The 19,174-nt window shown below is 38.7% G+C and carries 20 protein-coding genes and 1 tRNA gene; 13 read left to right on the plus strand and 8 right to left on the minus strand.

What is annotated here, in order from left to right; all coding sequences use genetic code 11:
* The first annotated feature begins 247 nt into the window (after positions 1-247).
* Positions 248-1,186: a malate dehydrogenase gene (locus B4Z90_RS15420; protein ID WP_070562960.1), complete on the plus strand. Its 939-nt coding sequence runs from the start codon at positions 248-250 to the stop codon at positions 1,184-1,186.
* A 154-nt stretch (positions 1,187-1,340) separates the two neighbouring features.
* The gene (locus B4Z90_RS15425; protein ID WP_286802711.1) at positions 1,341-1,784 is read left to right on the plus strand and encodes a retropepsin-like aspartic protease; all 444 of its coding nucleotides are present in this window, start codon (positions 1,341-1,343) and stop codon (positions 1,782-1,784) included.
* Here B4Z90_RS15425 and B4Z90_RS15430 read toward each other — a convergent pair.
* A complete protein-coding gene (locus tag B4Z90_RS15430) occupies positions 1,770-2,990 on the minus strand; it encodes an MFS transporter (RefSeq protein WP_286770003.1) in 1,221 nt (406 codons plus the stop codon). The genes B4Z90_RS15425 and B4Z90_RS15430 overlap by 15 nt on opposite strands.
* A gap of 181 nt (positions 2,991-3,171) precedes the next feature.
* On the opposite strand from B4Z90_RS15430, the gene fsa reads away from it, so the two are divergent.
* The 3 genes from fsa (at position 3,172) to rnr (ending at position 6,915) form a co-directional block, all read left to right on the plus strand.
* Positions 3,172-3,831 (plus strand): fructose-6-phosphate aldolase, encoded by a 660-nt coding sequence (fsa, locus tag B4Z90_RS15435; protein ID WP_070562966.1) that lies wholly within the window; start codon positions 3,172-3,174, stop codon positions 3,829-3,831.
* A gap of 266 nt (positions 3,832-4,097) precedes the next feature.
* Positions 4,098-4,526: a Fur family transcriptional regulator gene (locus B4Z90_RS15440; RefSeq protein ID WP_046671865.1), complete on the plus strand. Its 429-nt coding sequence runs from the start codon at positions 4,098-4,100 to the stop codon at positions 4,524-4,526.
* 256 nt (positions 4,527-4,782) lie between these two features.
* Positions 4,783-6,915 (plus strand): ribonuclease R, encoded by a 2,133-nt coding sequence (gene rnr / locus B4Z90_RS15445; protein WP_286802712.1) that lies wholly within the window; start codon positions 4,783-4,785, stop codon positions 6,913-6,915.
* A gap of 121 nt (positions 6,916-7,036) precedes the next feature.
* On the opposite strand, the gene B4Z90_RS15450 is transcribed toward rnr, so the two are convergent.
* Positions 7,037-7,456, minus strand: coding sequence for a hypothetical protein (locus B4Z90_RS15450; protein WP_083295824.1), 420 nt, complete (start codon positions 7,454-7,456; stop codon positions 7,037-7,039).
* Between the two features lie 613 nt (positions 7,457-8,069).
* Between B4Z90_RS15450 and rpsL the strand changes: the two genes are divergently transcribed.
* From rpsL to rpsJ, 4 genes are all read left to right on the plus strand, one after another.
* Positions 8,070-8,483, plus strand: coding sequence for a 30S ribosomal protein S12 (gene rpsL / locus B4Z90_RS15455; protein WP_002993550.1), 414 nt, complete (start codon positions 8,070-8,072; stop codon positions 8,481-8,483).
* A gap of 19 nt (positions 8,484-8,502) precedes the next feature.
* Positions 8,503-8,970, plus strand: a complete 468-nt coding sequence (gene rpsG, locus B4Z90_RS15460; protein WP_046671863.1) for a 30S ribosomal protein S7 — start codon at positions 8,503-8,505, stop codon at positions 8,968-8,970.
* Between the two features lie 131 nt (positions 8,971-9,101).
* A complete protein-coding gene (fusA, locus tag B4Z90_RS15465; protein ID WP_046671862.1) occupies positions 9,102-11,225 on the plus strand; it encodes an elongation factor G in 2,124 nt (707 codons plus the stop codon).
* A gap of 78 nt (positions 11,226-11,303) precedes the next feature.
* Complete coding sequence (rpsJ, locus tag B4Z90_RS15470) at positions 11,304-11,609, plus strand: 30S ribosomal protein S10 (protein WP_028070501.1); 306 nt, start codon at positions 11,304-11,306, stop codon at positions 11,607-11,609.
* A 133-nt stretch (positions 11,610-11,742) separates the two neighbouring features.
* On the opposite strand, the gene B4Z90_RS15475 is transcribed toward rpsJ, so the two are convergent.
* From B4Z90_RS15475 to B4Z90_RS15485, 3 genes are all read right to left on the minus strand, one after another.
* Positions 11,743-12,357, minus strand: a complete 615-nt coding sequence (locus B4Z90_RS15475) for a porin family protein (RefSeq protein WP_286753128.1) — start codon at positions 12,355-12,357, stop codon at positions 11,743-11,745.
* An 86-nt stretch (positions 12,358-12,443) separates the two neighbouring features.
* Positions 12,444-13,580: an AI-2E family transporter gene (locus tag B4Z90_RS15480; RefSeq protein ID WP_286753127.1), complete on the minus strand. Its 1,137-nt coding sequence runs from the start codon at positions 13,578-13,580 to the stop codon at positions 12,444-12,446.
* A 116-nt stretch (positions 13,581-13,696) separates the two neighbouring features.
* Entirely contained in the window at positions 13,697-14,320 is a 624-nt protein-coding gene (locus tag B4Z90_RS15485) for a porin family protein (RefSeq protein WP_286770007.1), read from the minus strand.
* A 457-nt stretch (positions 14,321-14,777) separates the two neighbouring features.
* Between B4Z90_RS15485 and B4Z90_RS15490 the strand changes: the two genes are divergently transcribed.
* Positions 14,778-14,848 (plus strand) — tRNA-Cys (locus B4Z90_RS15490).
* Between the two features lie 33 nt (positions 14,849-14,881).
* Positions 14,882-15,061: a spore protein gene (locus tag B4Z90_RS15495; protein ID WP_286753125.1), complete on the plus strand. Its 180-nt coding sequence runs from the start codon at positions 14,882-14,884 to the stop codon at positions 15,059-15,061.
* Between the two features lie 33 nt (positions 15,062-15,094).
* Here B4Z90_RS15495 and B4Z90_RS15500 read toward each other — a convergent pair whose 3' ends face one another.
* Both B4Z90_RS15500 and B4Z90_RS15505 read right to left on the minus strand, forming a co-directional pair.
* Positions 15,095-15,841 carry a copper homeostasis protein CutC gene (locus B4Z90_RS15500; protein ID WP_088162897.1) on the minus strand — a complete coding sequence of 249 codons (747 nt, stop codon included), beginning with the start codon at positions 15,839-15,841 and terminating at the stop codon, positions 15,095-15,097.
* Between the two features lie 160 nt (positions 15,842-16,001).
* A complete protein-coding gene (locus B4Z90_RS15505; protein WP_286802713.1) occupies positions 16,002-16,985 on the minus strand; it encodes a hypothetical protein in 984 nt (327 codons plus the stop codon).
* 285 nt (positions 16,986-17,270) lie between these two features.
* Between B4Z90_RS15505 and B4Z90_RS15510 the strand changes: the two genes are divergently transcribed.
* Both B4Z90_RS15510 and B4Z90_RS15515 read left to right on the plus strand, forming a co-directional pair.
* Positions 17,271-17,690, plus strand: coding sequence for a hypothetical protein (locus B4Z90_RS15510; protein WP_075994119.1), 420 nt, complete (start codon positions 17,271-17,273; stop codon positions 17,688-17,690).
* Positions 17,691-17,735: 45 nt separating this feature from the next.
* Positions 17,736-18,029, plus strand: a complete 294-nt coding sequence (locus B4Z90_RS15515) for a Smr/MutS family protein (RefSeq protein ID WP_088162899.1) — start codon at positions 17,736-17,738, stop codon at positions 18,027-18,029.
* Between the two features lie 39 nt (positions 18,030-18,068).
* On the opposite strand, the gene B4Z90_RS15520 is transcribed toward B4Z90_RS15515, so the two are convergent.
* Complete coding sequence (locus B4Z90_RS15520) at positions 18,069-19,049, minus strand: 3-keto-disaccharide hydrolase (protein ID WP_286802714.1); 981 nt, start codon at positions 19,047-19,049, stop codon at positions 18,069-18,071.
* Between the last annotated feature and the right edge of the window lie 125 nt (positions 19,050-19,174).

Here is a 19,174-nt window from a genome sequence, read left to right on the forward strand (position 1 = left end):
CGGCGTTTGCCCTCATATTATTATGTCAAAAAACAAGTTATTCCCACGAAATACATTGATTTACTGACAATAATTGATTAAATTCAAGAATTATTTATTAATCCACATCAATGCACATGAAATATCCATGTAAAAAATACGCGCATTCGTGAAGAGAGACTGGATATTTATACGGCATAGAAAACCGCCGAAGGCAGCATGAATTCTTAAGCGGAAATTAGCTCATGAATAAACAAATAATTTACATATGAAAGTAACTATTGTTGGTGCCGGAGCTGTAGGAGCAACTACAGCGGACAATTTAATCCGTCGAAATGTCGCCGAAGAGATTGTATTATTGGATATTAAAGAAGGATTTGCGGAAGGTAAAGCGCAAGATATGGCACAAACTGCCGCCTTGTTGGGTTTTGAATCAAAAATCAAGGGAGTAACCAATGACTATCTGTCCACTGCAGGTTCTACCGTTGCCGTCATTACGTCGGGAATTCCACGTAAACCCGGAATGACACGCGAAGAACTAATTGGCACAAATGCGAATATTGTCAAGTCTGTGGTGGAGAACCTGGTAAAATATTCTCCGGATATTATCATTGTCATCGTTTCCAATCCCATGGACACCATGACTTACCTGGCACTTAAATCAAGTGGATTACCAAAAAATAGAATCATTGGAATGGGCGGCACATTGGATTCAGCCCGATTCAAATATCAACTGAGCGAAAAACTGAATGCTTCTGCGGCCGATCTCAATGCCATTGTCATTGGCGGCCACGGAGATACAACGATGATTCCACTTATCAAGCACTCCACGTGGAACAGTATTCCAGTCACTGATTTCCTTACCCCGGAAGAGCAGGACGAAATTGTACACAAAACGATGGTTGGTGGCGCAACCCTAACCAGTCTAATCGGGACCTCAGCCTGGTATGCTCCAGGAGCCGCAACAGCCGCAGTGGTCGAAAGTATCGTGCGTGATCAAAACAAGTTATTTACTGCATCCGTTTACCTCGAAGGTGAATTTGGCCAAGAAGATATTAATCTTGGCGTACCGGTTATCATTAATAAAAAAGGATGGGATCGGATTGTCCCCCTTCAGCTGGATGAAGAGGACAAAGAAAAATTCAGTAAAAGTGCAGAAGCAGTGCGTACAATGAATGATGTATTAAAAGAAATAAAAGCGCTGTAGCGCATAAACTATAAAAAGTTGAAAGGCTGTTATTCTTCAAATAACAGCTTTTTTTATGATCGGCTTAACGCATAAACGTTTTCAGGGCATTTTAAACATACGCTAGAGGCCTTAAATTTCTTTTTTAAGGGATTTTTTGGGTATGTTTGGTTATATGACAACAGTACCATTTCAATTACTGGATCTGCAGGGCCAGGGCACACATATTTTAGTCGATGTGGAATTATATAGCCGTTCATTCAAGATGGTGATTGATACAGGTGCCTCTAAAACTGTATTTGACAAAACACAGTTATTCCATCTTTTGGAAGACCAATTACAGCTTGAGCCTTCAGAAACATTATCAACAGGACTTGGCACCAATTCGATGGAGAGTTTCAACATGAAAATTCCGAGTCTGACCATAGGTGAATGGCGGATAAAAAACTTAAATACGGCGGTATTGGATTTAAGCTCGATCAACTATGCCTATCAGCAGATGGATCTGGAACCCGTGATCGGCGTATTGGGTGGAGATATTTTTGCAGACTATGGCGCCGTCATTGATTATGCCAAACGCACCTTAAAATTAAGAAACCGGAAATTAAAACTTAAATAGGCGTTTGTGGATATGGAGCCGGAGATAGCCATAGTATACGATTGCGATCAATATCCCCAATCCACCCATGACGTATAATGTCATTCGAAGCCCACAGTAACTGGCTAAGGAACCGATCATCAATGTACCGATGGGAAATATTCCTTGAAAAGCCATAACGTAATACGAGATTGCCCGGGCGCGATAGATTGGTATGGCATGCGTCTGAATATAGGTATTGATACTTGAGTTTTGCATCATCATGGCAAAGGACACCAACATCACATAGACGAGTGCCATCTGCAGCATACTTGAATGCGCCAAAAACAATAACGCAATTCCCATAAGTGCAGCAGCACCCATCACCTGATAGCGCAAATTGGTGCCCGATTTTAAACGGGCCATATTAAATGCACCAATCATTGCACCCAAGCCGGCGGCACTTTCAAACCAGGAAAACGTACGCTCATCGCCATGAAACATTTCTTTTGCTATGGCAGGTAGCAACGAGGTATACGGAATAACGATCAAGCTGGAGAATGTCATGATAATAATCAGTGAAGCAATATGCGGTGAGCGTTTGAGGTAACGAAAGCCTTCGACCAAGCCTTCCCAATTGCTTCCCTTGCTCAGTTGAACATGCGTTTCATCGACCTGCATCATCAACAATGTAATAATGACCGGAACAAAACTGATAAAATTTAGGGCAAAACAGACGAGTTCACCGTATGTACTCAGTAAAATACCTCCTATTGCAGGTCCCAACATTCGGGCACCATTGAAAATTGTTGAATTCAGGGCAATGGCATTCGGCAGATCTTTACGGTCACCAACCAGATACATCATCAGCGATTGACGACCCAAAACATCGAAGGAATTAATAACCCCTTGTATAAGACCCAAGATGGAAAGCCATAAGACACTCTCCCATTTCAGATAAACGACCAAGGTCAAGATTCCAGCCTGTATCATCAAACCAATTTGGGTCATCAGAACCAATTTATACTTTTTGTGCTTATCGACAAAACTGCCGATAAATGGAGACAGGACCAAAGAGGGCAATAGGGAGATAAACTGAACAAAACCAAGCCAAAACACTGATCCTGTCAATTCATAGACCAACCAACTGATGGCTATTCGCTGCATCCAGGTCCCCATAAGGGAAATTGCTTGTCCTATAACATGTAAACGGAAATTTCTATAATGGAGAGAACGAAAAACCTGCATACGTAAAGATAATAGTATATTAAAAGTATAACAAAAAATTAGGAGAAGAGATTCCTTTTTGCTAAAATAAAGATACAATAGGTGAAAATCAATGCTTCAATACTGGAATATAATCAATAACTTTGCGTCATTATTTTGAACATTAGAATAATCAAATTATTATCATTCAATAACATATACAATGAAATTTTTTATTGACACAGCGAACCTAGAGCAAATCAAAGAAGCCCAAGACTTAGGTGTATTAGACGGGGTAACAACCAATCCAAGTTTAATGGCTAAAGAAGGTATTAGCGGTGATGAAAACGTAATCAACCATTATAAAGCGATCTGCGCAATCGTTGATGGCGATGTCAGTGCTGAAGTTATTTCTACAACTTATGAAGAAATGATCAAAGAAGGAGAAGCTTTAGCGGCTCTTGACAGCAAGATTGTTGTAAAAGTCCCTATGATTAAAGATGGCGTAAAAGCAATTAAATATTTCAGCAAAAAAGGTATTAAAACAAATTGTACATTGGTATTTACAGCTGGTCAAGCACTATTGGCTGCTAAAGCTGGGGCAACTTATGTATCTCCTTTTATCGGTCGTTTGGATGATATCTCTACAGATGGATTAGCGTTGATCGAAGATATTCGTTTAATCTATGATAACTACAACTACCCTACACAAATTTTAGCAGCTTCTGTACGTCACAGCGCACACATTTTAGGCTGTGCTAAAATCGGTGCTGATGTCATGACAGGTCCATTATCAGCGATTGTAGCTTTATTAAAACACCCATTGACAGATAGCGGTCTAGCGACATTCTTAGCTGATCACGCGAAAGCTGCAGGCAAATAAGATTCCTATATTTCATATAATAACGAAAACCGATAGGTAAGATGACACTAATCTTAAACTTATCGGTTTTCTTATTTTTAAGAGATTCCGTATTTTTGTACTGTAAAAATGATCTCTGAGAAATGAAACATTCAGTTTCTGTTTCTTACAGATCTATTTAAAGGGAAAAAATACGATGAATAAATCCGTCGGATAGTTTTTAAACTTGCAAATAAGTTTAAATTTCTCTTAGTTTGTATTTCATCTAAGGCTTAACGAAGAAATCCATGGAAGATTCCAACACTGTATATCCAGAAATTCTCAAACGAAATAGTTTAAAAGTTACCCAACCCCGGTTGAAGGTACTTGAAATTATTTCGAGGAAAGACTCGGCAATTTCGCAGCCGGAGCTAGAGAAATTACTGGGCAAGGATATTGACCGTGTCACATTATACCGGGTATTGGCCAGTTTTGAAGAGAAAGGGATTATCCATAAAATCTTTGATCTACATGGTACAGCGACTTATGCCATGTGTTCGACAAACTGTTCAGAACATGATCATCATGATCAACACGTGCATTTTATTTGCCGGGTATGCAATTCTGTATACTGTCTGGAAGATATGACCTTACCAAAGGTGTCGATCCCAGCAGGTTTTAGTCTTGAAGCGATCGCAGTAAATGCACTTGGTGTGTGCAATCATTGCAAAAAGTAAATCAGGCTGTACCAATCCAAAACTATTTTTCGGCTAAACTGTCTATACATTGGCTATCGAAAGGTGCTCCGTTTAGCTCCTTATTGTCCTGTCAAATGCAGTTTTTTTCGTATATTGTATTGGCATCGATCTTGATGTACAGCGCTCGTAATCTGTGGTAAAGACTGTTTTTTTGAAATCCATTATCGTAGCCAGTCAAAGGATCCATTGGGCTGTAAAAGACCAATGTAAATGAATAATAATAAATAATAAGTGAATGAAAACAAGAAAAGAAAATCCATATAAAGAGGTGTTAACACAACTGATTATCGATATTTTCGAAAAATCGGGTAATAAGCCCCTCAACTATAAACAAGTTTCGTCAAAATTGAACCTCAACGATAACGACTCGAAAGTCGCTATCGCCGATATATTACATGATAATGTAAAGAATGGGCTTTTTATTGAGGTGGACAGAGGCAAATTTAATTTGAAGCAACTCAAAGTGTATGTCACAGGGAAAGTAGATATGACCGCCGATGGTTCTGCCTATGTAATTCCGGATGACGAATTTGAAAATGATATTTATATCGCTCCACGGAAACTTAGACAGGCTCTCCATGGCGATATTGTCAAGGTCCATACCTTCGAAAAAAGAAAAGGCGGCCGCAAAAAAGAGGGTGAAATCGTTGAAATTCTGCAAAGGGCCAAGACTGATTTCACGGGGACGATCAGCATCTCCAACAATTTTGCTTTTTTTATTGCGGATGACCGCAAGATGCTACACGACATTTTTATTCCTTTGGACAATCTGAATGGAGCCAAGGACAAAGAAAAAGTGGTCGTGTCGATTATCGACTGGCCTAGCGGGAGCAAGAATCCTGTTGGAACGGTTAAACATGTCTTGGGCACCAAAGGGGAAAATAACACCGAGATGAACGCTATTTTGGCCGACTATGGTTTCCCATTGGAGTTCCCTAAAAAAGTAGAGGATGAAGCGAATAAAATTCCAGAAGAAATAAGCAAGGAGGAAATTGCCAAGCGGCGTGACTTTAGAAACGTGACGACCTTTACCATTGACCCCGCGGATGCAAAAGATTTCGATGATGCCATCTCTTTTCAAAAATTAGAGAATGGCAACTATGAAATCGGTGTTCACATTGCGGATGTTTCGCATTTTGTGATACCCGATACAGAATTGGACAAAGAAGCATTTAACCGTGGTACATCGGTCTATTTGGTGGACCGTGTTATCCCGATGCTTCCGGAGCGTCTTTCTAATGGCGTTTGTTCCTTACGCCCACATGAAGATAAGTTATGCTTTTCGGCTGTTTTCGAATTAGACGAAAAAGCCAATGTACACCATCAATGGTTCGGCCGCACCATCATTCATTCGGACCGCCGTTTCAGTTATGAAGAAGCACAGGAGGTGATTGAAACGAAATCGGGCGATTTCAGTGAAGAGATCCTGAAATTAAATGAACTGGCCTATATTCTTCGGGAACGTAAGTTTAAAAATGGTGCAATAGCCTTTGAAAGTGAAGAAGTCAAGTTCACCTTGGATGAAAATGACAAACCTACCGGGGTATATACCAAGGTCCGTAAGGATGCACACAAGCTGATTGAAGATTTTATGCTATTAGCGAATCGTAAAGTTGCCGAGTTTATCGGCAAACAAGGGCGCGGAAAAAACAAGCTAACGTTTGTGTACCGGTTTCACGATGTGCCTAATCCGGAGACGCTGACGACGTTCTCTCAATTTGCGGCGCGTTTTGGCCATAAATTGACCATCAAAACAGATAAAGAAACAGCAAAATCTTTAAATGCTCTGATGACCAAAATAGAAGGCAGCAAAGAGCAAAACATGCTGACTTCGCTTGCCGTTCGTTCGATGGCCAAGGCGATCTATACGACAAAGAAGACAAGTCACTATGGATTGGCATTTGATTATTATACCCATTTCACCTCCCCTATCCGTCGTTATCCCGATGTGATGGTACACCGTCTATTGCAATTCTATTTGGAGGGGGGCACCAAAATCAATGCGGAGCATTATGAAAAGATGGCCGAACATTCTTCACAAATGGAGAAAAAAGCGGCTGAGGCCGAACGTGCATCGATTAAATACAAACAGGCCGAATACTTGCAGGATCAGATTGGAACTGAATATACCGGTATTGTCTCAGGTGTTACAGAATGGGGTATGTATGTGGAGATTGAAGAGAATAAATGTGAGGGTATGGTCAGGCTGCGGGATATCACCGATGACTTTTACGTACTTGATGAAAAGAACTATGCGATCATTGGTCAACGGAAGAAAAAGAAATTCCAGCTGGGTGATGAGGTGCAAATCGGGGTAAAGAAAGTAGATCTGGATAAACGGCAGATTGATTTTACGTTATTGTCTTAATATAAAACCACCATAACTGGTCCAACGAGCTTATTAAACGTACCCAATCGGATTTAAGACATGAAAAAGCGGTATTGAATTTAGTCAATACCGCTTTTTCATTTGAATAAGAAACAAAAAGTTATTGTTTCGTTCCTTCGAAAGTATAAAAGACTTCTGTTGCACTTGTCTTCTCTCCCTGGCAAAGAAGGGTCTTATTTTTTACATCAAACAAGAATGTTCCTTCGGGAGAAACACCTGCTGTTTGAATCGATACATTCATATTATTAATAACCTTAAATTCTTTCGTTGGTATTTTTAATGCTTTGTCCCCGATCTCAACTTTGAGTGTGTTGTCAGATACTTTTGTAACCGTCACGATTTTATCAAACATAGGACCAGTTGTGTTTGATAGATCCAATTTACCCTTATACGTACCTACAGCTGCATCGATGCTACCACCTGTTTGGATAGGTTCATCTTTGTCCTTTGAACATCCAACAAAAGCGAAAGTGACCAAGGCCAATACCACTGCATACATTAATTTCATTTTGATTTTCATAACTTGAATACATTAATTTGTTTCTACTAAATATTTATACGTTTTTATCAAACGCTTTGCCAAACAGAACGCAAAAACAGGCAAAGCAGGCAATATACTCAGAAACCAGTAGAAGAGAAATTTTGAAAAAAGGCTGTTTTTAAAGAATATTCCACAGAGAAAGAACAGCTTACGGCAGATATAAGAAAAAACCTATTCACCCCATTGAGCGGCTATTCGCCCCCCCTAAAATCGTCTATATTTTTGTACAACTAAGCATAAGGAGTTATCTCTTCCATTTTAGCAACATATGACAGCGTTCGTGAGTTGATTAAATGATTATATCCTACATTCATGCAAATTAGTTACATAGTGGAAGCGTAAAAATGATGAAGATGCTGGGCAATCCAGCCAAACATCCCAGAGAGGGCGACCAGGTCATTAAGATGGTGAGATAATAAAGAAGCATGAAGAGGTAATAAAGAAGGGCATGGGTATATTCCAGAAAAGAGCAGCGCCAACTCAAAAAATAATCTAAATTTTATACACTAACTATTTCATATTCAAAAGGGAATCAGTATCTTTGCGAACTTAAAATATTTAAGGTACAAAATTTATAAACAAAAACAGGTAAATGCCTACTATTCAACAATTAGTTAGAAAAGGTAGAGTAGCTCTGGTTGATAAGAGTAAGTCACCAGCGTTGGACTCATGTCCACAGCGAAGAGGTGTATGTACACGTGTATATACTACTACCCCTAAAAAACCAAACTCAGCAATGCGTAAAGTAGCTCGTGTACGTTTAACAAACGGAAAAGAGGTCAACGCTTACATCCCTGGAGAAGGTCACAACTTACAAGAGCACTCGATCGTATTGATTCGTGGTGGTCGTGTTAAGGATTTACCAGGTGTACGTTACCACATCATCCGTGGTGCATTAGATACTTCAGGTGTAGCAGGTCGTAACCAACGTCGTTCTAAATACGGAACTAAGCGTCCTAAACCAGGACAAGCAGCTGCAGCTCCAGCAAAAGGTAAAAAGAAATAATTAAACGGAGGAAAGAAAAATGAGAAAGTCAAAACCGAAAAAGAGAATCATTTTACCTGATCCAAAGTTTAATGACGTTCAGGTAACACGTTTCGTAAACAATATGATGGTGGATGGTAAAAAATCTATCGCTTATTCTATTTTTTACGATGCAGTAGAATTAGTAGAACAAAAAACACAAGAAAGCGGTTTAGAAGCATGGAAAAAAGCTTTGAACAACGTTATGCCTGCTGTTGAAGTTAAATCACGCCGTGTTGGTGGTGCTAACTTCCAAGTTCCTATGGAAGTTCGTCCAGATCGTAAAATCGCTTTGGGTATGAAATGGTTAATTTCATACGCTCGTAAACGTGGTGAAAAAACAATGTTCGAAAAATTAGCAGGAGAAATCATTTCAGCTTCTAAAGGTGAAGGTGCTGCTGTTAAGAAGAAAGAAGATACGCACAAAATGGCGGAAGCTAACAAAGCGTTCTCACACTTCAGATTCTAATTTTGAAGACATTCAAAAAAATATGATTACACCGACCTCCGATAAAAACAATCTTTTATCAAGGTCGGTGTACTTATTTAACATTACATTTAAACACATAAGACCATTAAGGTCCGCTGCTTAAAAATATTATGGCAAGAGATTTAAAATTCACTAGAAATATCGGTATCGCTGCCCACATTGATGCTGGTAAAACTACAACAACTGAGCGTATCCTTTACTACTCAGGTGTAAACCACAAAATTGGTGAAGTTCACGAAGGTGCTTCTACAATGGACTGGATGGAGCAAGAAGCTGAGCGTGGTATCACGATTACTTCTGCTGCTACAACAGTATTCTGGAACTACCGTAACAACAAATACCAAGTAAACGTAATCGATACTCCTGGACACGTGGATTTCACGGTTGAGGTAAACCGTTCATTACGTGTACTAGACGGATTAGTATTCTTGTTTTCAGCTGTTGATGGTGTTGAGCCTCAATCTGAAACAAACTGGCGTTTAGCTGATGGGTATAAAGTACCTCGTATCGGTTTCGTTAACAAAATGGACCGTTCAGGAGCTGACTTCTTGAAAGTTGTAAAACAAGTTAAAGATATGTTAGGTTCTGATGCAGTTGCTTTGCAATTGCCTATCGGTGCTGAAGATAGTTTTAAAGGTGTAGTTGACTTGATCAACAACCGTGGTATCGTTTGGAACGAACACGACAAAGGAATGACTTTCACTGAAGTTCCTATTCCTGATGATATGTTGGACGAAGTTGCTGAATACCGTGAGAAATTATTGGAAGCAGTAGCTGGTTATGATGAGACTTTGATGGAGAAATTCTTCGAAGATCCAGATTCATTGACTGAGCGCGAGATCTTAAATGCATTACGCGCAGCTGTATTGGATAACTCTATCGTTCCTATGGTTTGTGGTTCATCTTTCAAAAACAAAGGTGTTCAAACTATGTTGGATTTGGTCATGGAATTATTGCCTTCACCGCTTGATGTAGAAGCTGTAAAAGGTACTAACCCGGATACAGGTGAAGAGATTTTCCGTAAACCATCTGTAAACGAACCTTTCGCAGCTTTAGGTTTCAAAATTGCGACTGACCCATTCGTAGGTCGTTTATGTTTTATCCGTGCTTACTCTGGTAAGTTAGATGCAGGTTCTTATGTATTGAACACACGTTCAGGAAACAAAGAGCGTATCTCTCGTATCTTCCAAATGCACGCAAACAAACAAAACCCGATCCCTTTCATCGAGGCTGGTGATATCGGTGCTGTTGTAGGTTTCAAAGACATCAAAACTGGAGACACTCTTTGTGACGAAAAAGCACCTATCGTTCTTGAATCTATGACTTTCCCTGAACCAGTAATTGGTTTGGCGATCGAGCCTAAAACTCAAGCTGACGTTGATAGATTAGGTATTGGTCTTGGTAAATTGGCTGAAGAGGATCCTACATTCGTTGTAAAAACTGACGAAGAAACTGGTCAAACAGTTATCTCTGGTATGGGTGAGCTTCACTTAGAGATCTTGATCGACCGTTTGAAACGTGAATTTAAAGTAGAGGTTAACCAAGGTGCTCCTCAAGTATCATACAAAGAGTCTATCAACGGTACTACTGAGCACCGTGAGGTATTCAAAAAACAATCCGGTGGTCGTGGTAAATTCGCGGATATCAAAGTTGTTATTTCTCCAGCGGACGAAGATTTCGATTTAACAAAATCACCGCTTCAATTCGTTAATGAAATCGTTGGTGGTAAAATCCCTAAAGAATTTATCCCTTCAGTTCAAAAAGGATTTGAAACTTCAATGAAAAATGGTGTATTAGCAGGATTCCCATTATCAGGAATGAAAGTTCGTTTGATTGATGGTTCATTCCACGCTGTCGATTCAGATTCATTGTCTTTCGAATTAGCTGCTCGTCAAGCATACCGTGAAGGCTTGCCTAAATGTTCTCCAGTGTTAATGGAACCAATTATGAAAATAGAGGTTTTAACACCAGAAGAAAACATGGGTGATGTAATGGGTGACTTAAACCGTCGTCGTGGTCAAATGCAAGGTTTGGATTCACGTAACGGTGTACAGGTAATCAAAGCATTGGTTCCACTTTCTGAGATGTTCGGTTACGTAACGCAATTACGTACAATCACTTCAGGTCGTGCAACATCTACGATGGAATTTGATCACTTCGAAGAAGCTCCTCGTAACGTTGCTGATGAGGTGATTGCAAAATCAAAAGGTAAAATCAAAGGTTCTGTAGAATAATATAGAACTCAAAAATAAACCGACCGCTGGTTGTTAATAGCTCTAATCAGCGGTCATTTTTAAATAATATCATATACTATGAGCCAAAGAATCAGAATTAAATTGAAATCTTACGATTACAATTTGGTTGACAAATCAGCTGAAAAAATCGTAAAAACAGTAAAACCTACAGGTGCAGTTGTTAGTGGTCCTATTCCATTGCCTACTGAGAAAAAAATCTACACGGTATTACGTTCACCACACGTTAACAAAAAAGCACGTGAGCAATTCCAATTATGTGCTTACAAAAGATTGTTGGATATCTATTCATCAAACGCTAAAACTGTTGACGCATTGATGAAACTTGAATTACCTTCAGGTGTTGAAGTAGAAATCAAAGTGTGATAGATTTCAATCACTGAAAAAAAGAAGGGGCCTTTCGCAAGAAAAGCCCCTTTTTTATGTTTGTGCAAATATTACCAGAGAAACCAATAAAATCCAAAACATGGCGATGGGAGCATTTTTCACCCAGCCAAGATTATAGCTGATAACCTATACCAATTGAAAATACACGATTCTTTAAAGAACCTCCTTCAGCCCCAGCCATATCAACTAGTCCCAAGCCGTATCCACCATTAATCAAAAAGCCATTTGATAGACGATACCCCGCTAAAAAGTTAATTCCGGCATCAAAACGTTTCAATTTATTATCTCCGAAACCGACGTCGATTTTTACATTTTCTGCTTTGGCTTTTGCGGACAGCCCCAATCCAGCATATGGTCCAGCTCCTAAGAAAACGCTTCCGGAATTTCCAGTAGGAATACTGTATACAAAATTTACAGGTAACTCTAGATACATTAAGTCTAATTTCACCTTATTCCCCAATTCTTCAAAGTCAATAAGTGTCAATCCTTTCCCCCCTTTCCCTTGTAACGATAAACCAGGTTGGATAGAAAAATTATTTGCTAAAGGAGCATCTAAGTATCCCGTCAAATAAAACGATGTAGATGATTCTGTCGAAACAGATACACTTCCTAGTGAGGCCGTCATTTTAGGAAAAGTTGCACCAGCCTTAAAACCATAGGAAATCTGTGCTTTTGCTCCAGCAATAAAACATAGTACTGCAGCGATTGAGAGTAACTTTCTTTTCATTAATAATAAATTATATATAAGACGAAAATACGATAAAATTTTAATCTATTAATATTTTTCTTATTACACCTTCGATTCTACGAAAGTTATGACTTCAGCTCGTTTTCTTCTATAATCTTCTTTTCAACTGGATTTAACGTATCGAATAAATCCTTATACACCTCATCTTTACTATCCTCTTCTCCCAGCAGGAACCCCCAAGGCTTAAGCTCTTTAATACGATCCATCACAATCTTAACGATAGCCAGAATTGGAATAGCCAAAAACATACCTGATATACCCCAAATCATCTCACCAATAATAATGGAGAGCATAGCAAACAGGGAATTGACTTTCACCTTAGAACCCACAATCTTCGGCACGATGAAATTACTGTCAATCATGTGTATAATAATTATTGCTATGATAACGAGAACAACATGGGTAAAAGAGGATGTCGCAAACGTCAGAATGGCAATGATAAGCATCGAGGAGAAAATACCGACATAAGGCAATACATTAAACACTCCTGTTATCAAGGCCAAAAGCAAACTATATTTTACCCCTATTAATGACAGGACAATAAAGACTAATAAGGACACCAAACTCATTTGGATCAATAAGCCAATCAGATACTTCTTGACGACATACTGAACCTGTTTTATTACATCTACAACAATTGGCCTGTCCTCAACACGGTTGACAAATAACAGAAATTTAACGATATGTCCTCTATATATAAGCAAGAAAAATGTGTAAAGAAAGGTAAAGACAAATAAAATAAACATCGATGAAAGGGAAACCAAGGCTGTTCCCAAGAATAAAGTTCCCGAATCCACAGACTTAGATGCTGTTTTATTGATAAAATCAATTTGATCTTTATGTTGGATTCCAAATTGGTGGCTCACCCAAGTCTGCAAATTGCTCACCCCATCCATGATCTGTTGTTTAAAAGCCGGAAAATCCTCTTTAAGCAGTGTGAGTTGAGATGCTAACAGAAAAAGCCCATAACCAAGAACGCCGAAAAATAAAATAACACTTAATATACCAGCCAATGTTCTAGGAAAATGGAGTTTCCGTTCCATAAAACTGCTCAGCGGAATCAATAGTAGCGAGAACAGTAAGCCCAAAATCATCGGAATCACTATCGTATCTCCAATTTTTGCTAAATACCCCAGTAGAATGATACTGATGAGTACACAGGCCAATTTGACATAAAATGGTAAAGGGAGAAATCTTTTCATGCAGCAATCTTTTGAATAAAAATAACAATTTCGGACGACTTAAGTTTAATGCAATAAAAAAGTCCCCACAAATGCAGGGACTCTTTCCTCATAATAAGTTTAAGTACTTATATTTCTTATAGTCCGAAGCCGATACCGATAGACCAAACACGGTTTTTTATTGAACCACCATTTGGAGCTAGATTTGTCAAACCTAATCCATAACCTGCATTGATTTGAAAACCATTAGTTAATTGATAGCCTGCTAGGAAGTTTACACCGAAATCAGTAGTTTTTAAATCTTTACCTGTACCACTACCAAATTTTAGATCTCTATCAACTGTGGTATAAGCATCACCACCAACAACTTCTTCACCTTTGCGTTTGCCACTCAAACCAAATCCCACGTAAGGACCTGCACCAACAAAGAAATTACCAGATCCACCTGTAGGCAATTTTGCTACTAGGTTAACCGGAATATCCAAAGACATTACACTTTCTTTTAGCTCGTGGTTACTCGTTTCAACCCATTTTGCACCTTTATTCTGTAAAGACAATCCAGGCTGTACCGAGAAGAATGGTGAAATAGGAGCATCCAAATACCCTGTTACAAAGAAACCTGTATTTGATTTAGTATCTCCCAAACTTGTCGAATATTTAGGAATGTTTACACCAGCACGTAATCCATATCCCAATCCACCTTGTGCAAAGGCTCCCAATGAACCAAATAAAATTGCTGCAGATAATAATAGTTTTTTCATGTTTCCTAATTTAATTTACTTTCTTCTTTCCTCAAATAATCTCATAATTTCCTGTACGAGATTTATTACAATCCCATTTGCAATATCTATTCCAAAATACATAAGCCGTTAATTTACATAGTGAAACATTAGGGAAAAGCCCTAAAACGGGGCTTTTCATTGTCCTTTAAAAGATACAGTCAACTGAATACTTTTCAACTTTGCACACTTAACAACACGGTTCAATACGATGTGAATAGCCTATTGTTAATCGCGGGTAGCCATCAAAAATCTCTAGGCTATCTTTGGAGGAAAACAGCAAGGATTATTATCAATGACAATTCGCTATCTGTCCCGCAATGAAAATACTTGCTTGGTTTTCAGATTAATGCCCAAAAACATAAAAGTTTTATCATAAAGATTTTTTAATTCCAATTATAAGTTTTATTTTTGCAGACCTTCAAAAGGAAAAAAATAGGGTCGGATGGCCGAGTGGCTAGGCTGAGGTCTGCAAAACCTCCTACAGCGGTTCGAATCCGCTTCCGACCTCGTTTTATTTTAAACAATAAAAATATTATCAAAATGGGAGTTACACGTTTAAAAAGAAAAGATAGAAGAAATAAAACTGTTTCACGTGTTGAAGTTCAGTTCTTGAAATTAGGATCTAATGTAGAGTTAGGTTCTAGATCAAAAATGAAAGCTAGCAACCAAATCGTTAAAAACGATGCTATCTTAAATCAATTAGCTTCAGAAGCTAAATAGTAAGAAGAATTTAATAGCCTTTAAAGTACTACTTTAAAGGCTTTTTAATAGGTCCACCATTTGGTGGACTTTTTCTTTTGAGCTCATCCACTGTGCCTCATCCATTCCATTGACCTGACTCTGGTTAAACCTCATCTTCGACACATGCAATTCTTTCGCTGAGCTATGTATTGCAACTGCACCAGTTTGCGCTAAAATATGAACTATATTAGCTGCATCTACACCTGCACCAGGCATAATCACAATACGGCCATTTGCTTGTTGAACTAACTGTTTGAGTAGTGGAGCTCCAGCTAAAGCAGAATTTTGCAGACCAGATGTCAAAATACGATCTATCCCCAGTTCGATGACATCTTCTAATGCCTGAAAAGGATCTTCCACGCGATCAAAAGCACGATGAAAGGTAACATGCATGGGACGCGCAGCTTCCACCAATCGCAAAGTATTCACTTTATCCACCGTACCATCTGCGTTCAGCATACCTATTACAACACCATCTATCCCCAATTCCTTGCACAACTGAATATCTGCTATCATTTCTAAGATCTCGGTCTCTGTATAAAGAAAATCACCTCCACGCGGTCTGATAAGCACATGAATACCAATATTCACCAGTTCCCGCACTAACTGCAACTGACCAAACGAAGGTGTAGTCCCTCCATTTTCCAAATTTTGACAAAACTCTACCCGGGTCGCACCTCCTTGTTCGGCTTCAATTGCTGATGCTACGGAATTTGAACAGATTTCTAATTGGTAATTTCCAATTGCCTTTTCCTTCATTATATTATATCTTAAGCTATTTTTCGTTTACGCGAATAACGTAAAAAAAAAGGAAATAACCTACTCCCCTACTTATGGTCAAACTAGTATAAGCTTTAGAAAAGACTACAGTTAAAAAGATACTTTACCTTCATGGTAAATTTTGCTTCTAGACAAAGATCTACAACTTTAGCTTATAATGATGTACCTCTACTTTTTTCCACTTCCAATCTGGTCCTTTTGAGGTACTCATGCCACCTGACATCTCCCTTGAAGAAGGAGGGTCTAAGAAACGCTCCCGTTTAATATAAGTTGGCAATTGGAAGCCAGGCGATGTATTTAGCGTTTCAAAACATTCCCGCGCGAGTTTCATGATGTCATTCCGATTTTCTGCATTGCTTTCAATTCGACTTCCTATATAAGATGTCGGACCATACAATTGCTCATAAATAGCTGAATCTTCAAAAGGTTTGAATTTCAGACGCATCATTATTTGTACCAATAGAGCATACAGATCATTGTCCGTTGGCGCCAGAACCAACTTATCCAACACCTTTGGTATCAACTCCCACATCATCAATTCAACCGCTAAATCTTTGGTATTCCCACCAATGAAATCGAGTGTAGGCCACATCTGGTCCACATATCGTACAACAGAATCTCTACTTCCATGCAAAGCAACCAACTGTCTATTGCTCCAATATTCCAGCGGTATGTCCCCTCGATAATAGACTCCAAATATGTATTGACCTTTCAAGCGCCCCAAGGAACCACAATTTTGCATCTCAAACTCAGGTGCAAGCATACAGTAACTAAACATATCACGCGTATTTAGCGTTTTAAATGTTTGTACCGAAAGAGGATTCCATAAAGCAGGATAACGTTCCCTATCCAAACTATCTTCTCCTGATACCAATCTATACACGTAATAGTCTTTCAGTAATATTCGCAAGATTGCTTCACGACCACCAAGGGGATAATTTCTAGACTTAATCTTCCCCATTCTTCCGAGATACCTGGGCAACTGATCGTTTATAAATTTTGTAGAATCTTTCAGCTTATATTGGCCATGACACATGGGTAAGCTGCATACCAATAGCAATGCTAAAAAAAGGACATAGTACCTCCTCTTCTTAAAGAAATCAACAAAACTAGATGCTAACATAGTTAATACATTTTCAGTGCATTGGCTGCAATACAGCATATTAAATATACTTAAAATTAAATAGTATTAAATAAATTAGGTTTCAAAAAAAATCTACGATTTGAAAACGGGACCAAAAACCAAAAAAACTCAGTTCCGTTTTAAGCTCAGTCTCTTCTTTTATATACAAAAATCATAACCGAATTTTAGACATGTAAAACATTCGGCTGAACTATTTGTATATACCTTACATGCTTTTATTTAAATAACTAAAAACCAAGCGCATACATTTTTAAGTAAAATATCATGGCAATTATATCAAAAAACATGGAGACCCAAGAAAAGATCATCAGTACTTTTGAAGAGCTCCAAAAAGCTATATATGACCTGAAACATCAAATTGTTGAATTTGAATTGCTTTTTAATCAGGCTTGCAACAGACATATTGACTCCAATTTCCAAAAGGAATGGTTGCTGGACCGAATATCTTCACGTCATGATATGATTACACTTCGACATGATGCCATGCTGCTTATTCGAGACACTGTCTCTGCGTTCCGGGATTTCGACGGTTATTTTCTAGATCTCAAACAGCTACTCCAATCGATCGAGTTACTTATGCTCAACCATGCCGATGAGGAAGAGTATGAAATTGCAGCTATTATCAAAAAATGGTATGAAAAATTTGCCCAAGCGATTGATTTCGTTGGTGACTTAACCTATTAAGTCGCTGTTTTATTATACTTTTGCAGCATTGTAAAATATTGAGAAATGCACAAACCACCAGCTATCGTAGACTTACACACCGATACTTTCCTTGAAGATTGGGAAGATTATTCGCCAGAGGAGCTCTTACAAGAATCCATTGATTTTATGCGATCTAATCTAGATGCAGCTATTTATTGGGAAATGAACGAAATAAAGTTTATTCATGGCAAGGGAAAAGGAATGTTAAAAAAAATGGTTTTTGAAGAGTTGCAAGAGTACAAAGCTCACGGCTCCATTGAACGCTATTACACCTCCTACCAGAATGAAGATATTGTAGTCGTTGTCATAGGGATTTAAAAAGGCTACCTTTTCAGATAGCCTTTGTATCATGTTATGCTATTTAATAGCTGGAGTAATAATCACTTTTCGGAATTCCACGGGACCATGATCCCCTTGGAAATAAATTGGTCCCGGCTCTGCCTCTTTACTATCCAAAGCACCGCCCGTTATACCAGGGATTTCTTGGTTACTGATAACAGTCTTTCCGTTTGCCACAACCGTCACTAGACGTCCTACCAATGTAATATCATAGGTTTGCCATTCTCCGGCTCCTTTATTGACCATTTCATTTGCAGCTAAGAAGCCGTATACCCCTGCGAAAAGCACAGCATTAGGATGTGCATCCTTGGGGCTATCTTCTATCTGAACCTCATAACGGCCCCTTAAGTAGACACCACTATTACTTCCTGCTGGAATTTTAAATTCAACATGTAATTTAAAATCTTCAAATTTTTGCTCAGAGACCAAATTAGAACCAGATTGCGGGCTAGTCAAAATTCCGTTTTTCACCACCCACTGATTCGTTTTACCGGTAGCTTTCCATCCTGACAGATCCTTGCCGTTGAACAGCTGAATGGGCTTACCCCATTTTACTGCAGCTGTTCGCTTCAGCTCCGGAGCACGAACACCTTTAAAGCGATATGTTTTCCCATCAGGCTCTGTTATTGTCCCTTGCAATACACCGTTTACAATCTCTCCTTCAACACTTAGATTCATCTTTCCGCCTTCCCATTGAGGTGGGATGGCAAATCTAAACTTTCCTTTCTCATAAAACACCTGCGAAACTGGCCGGGCACTTCCGGAAGTACTCACATAATGACCGACTAAAGTTCTATAGCCCGACAATTTAACTTCCAACCAAGATGGCGCAGGATTACCATTAATATCCACTTCGATATCCCATCGACCAATCAGCTCTTTGCCTTCTACGTCCTGTTGATAATGAATAGATTCTCCAATGGAATGGTTAGCAAAGGTAACTTGCGGTAATGCACAAGAGGCCAAAATTCCTAAAAGAAATGCCGCTTTTCTGTTCATATTATTTATGTTTATATTCTAGTTGACAATAAATTTCAAGCAATTTAACTGTTTAACAGCGGGTTTACAAGGATATAATGTTAAAAAACATAAAGAAAGCCAGAAACAAAAAAAAGCCCTAACTT

The organism is Sphingobacterium sp. UBA5639 (assembly GCF_002421245.1).
GTDB lineage: Bacteria > Bacteroidota > Bacteroidia > Sphingobacteriales > Sphingobacteriaceae > Sphingobacterium > Sphingobacterium multivorum.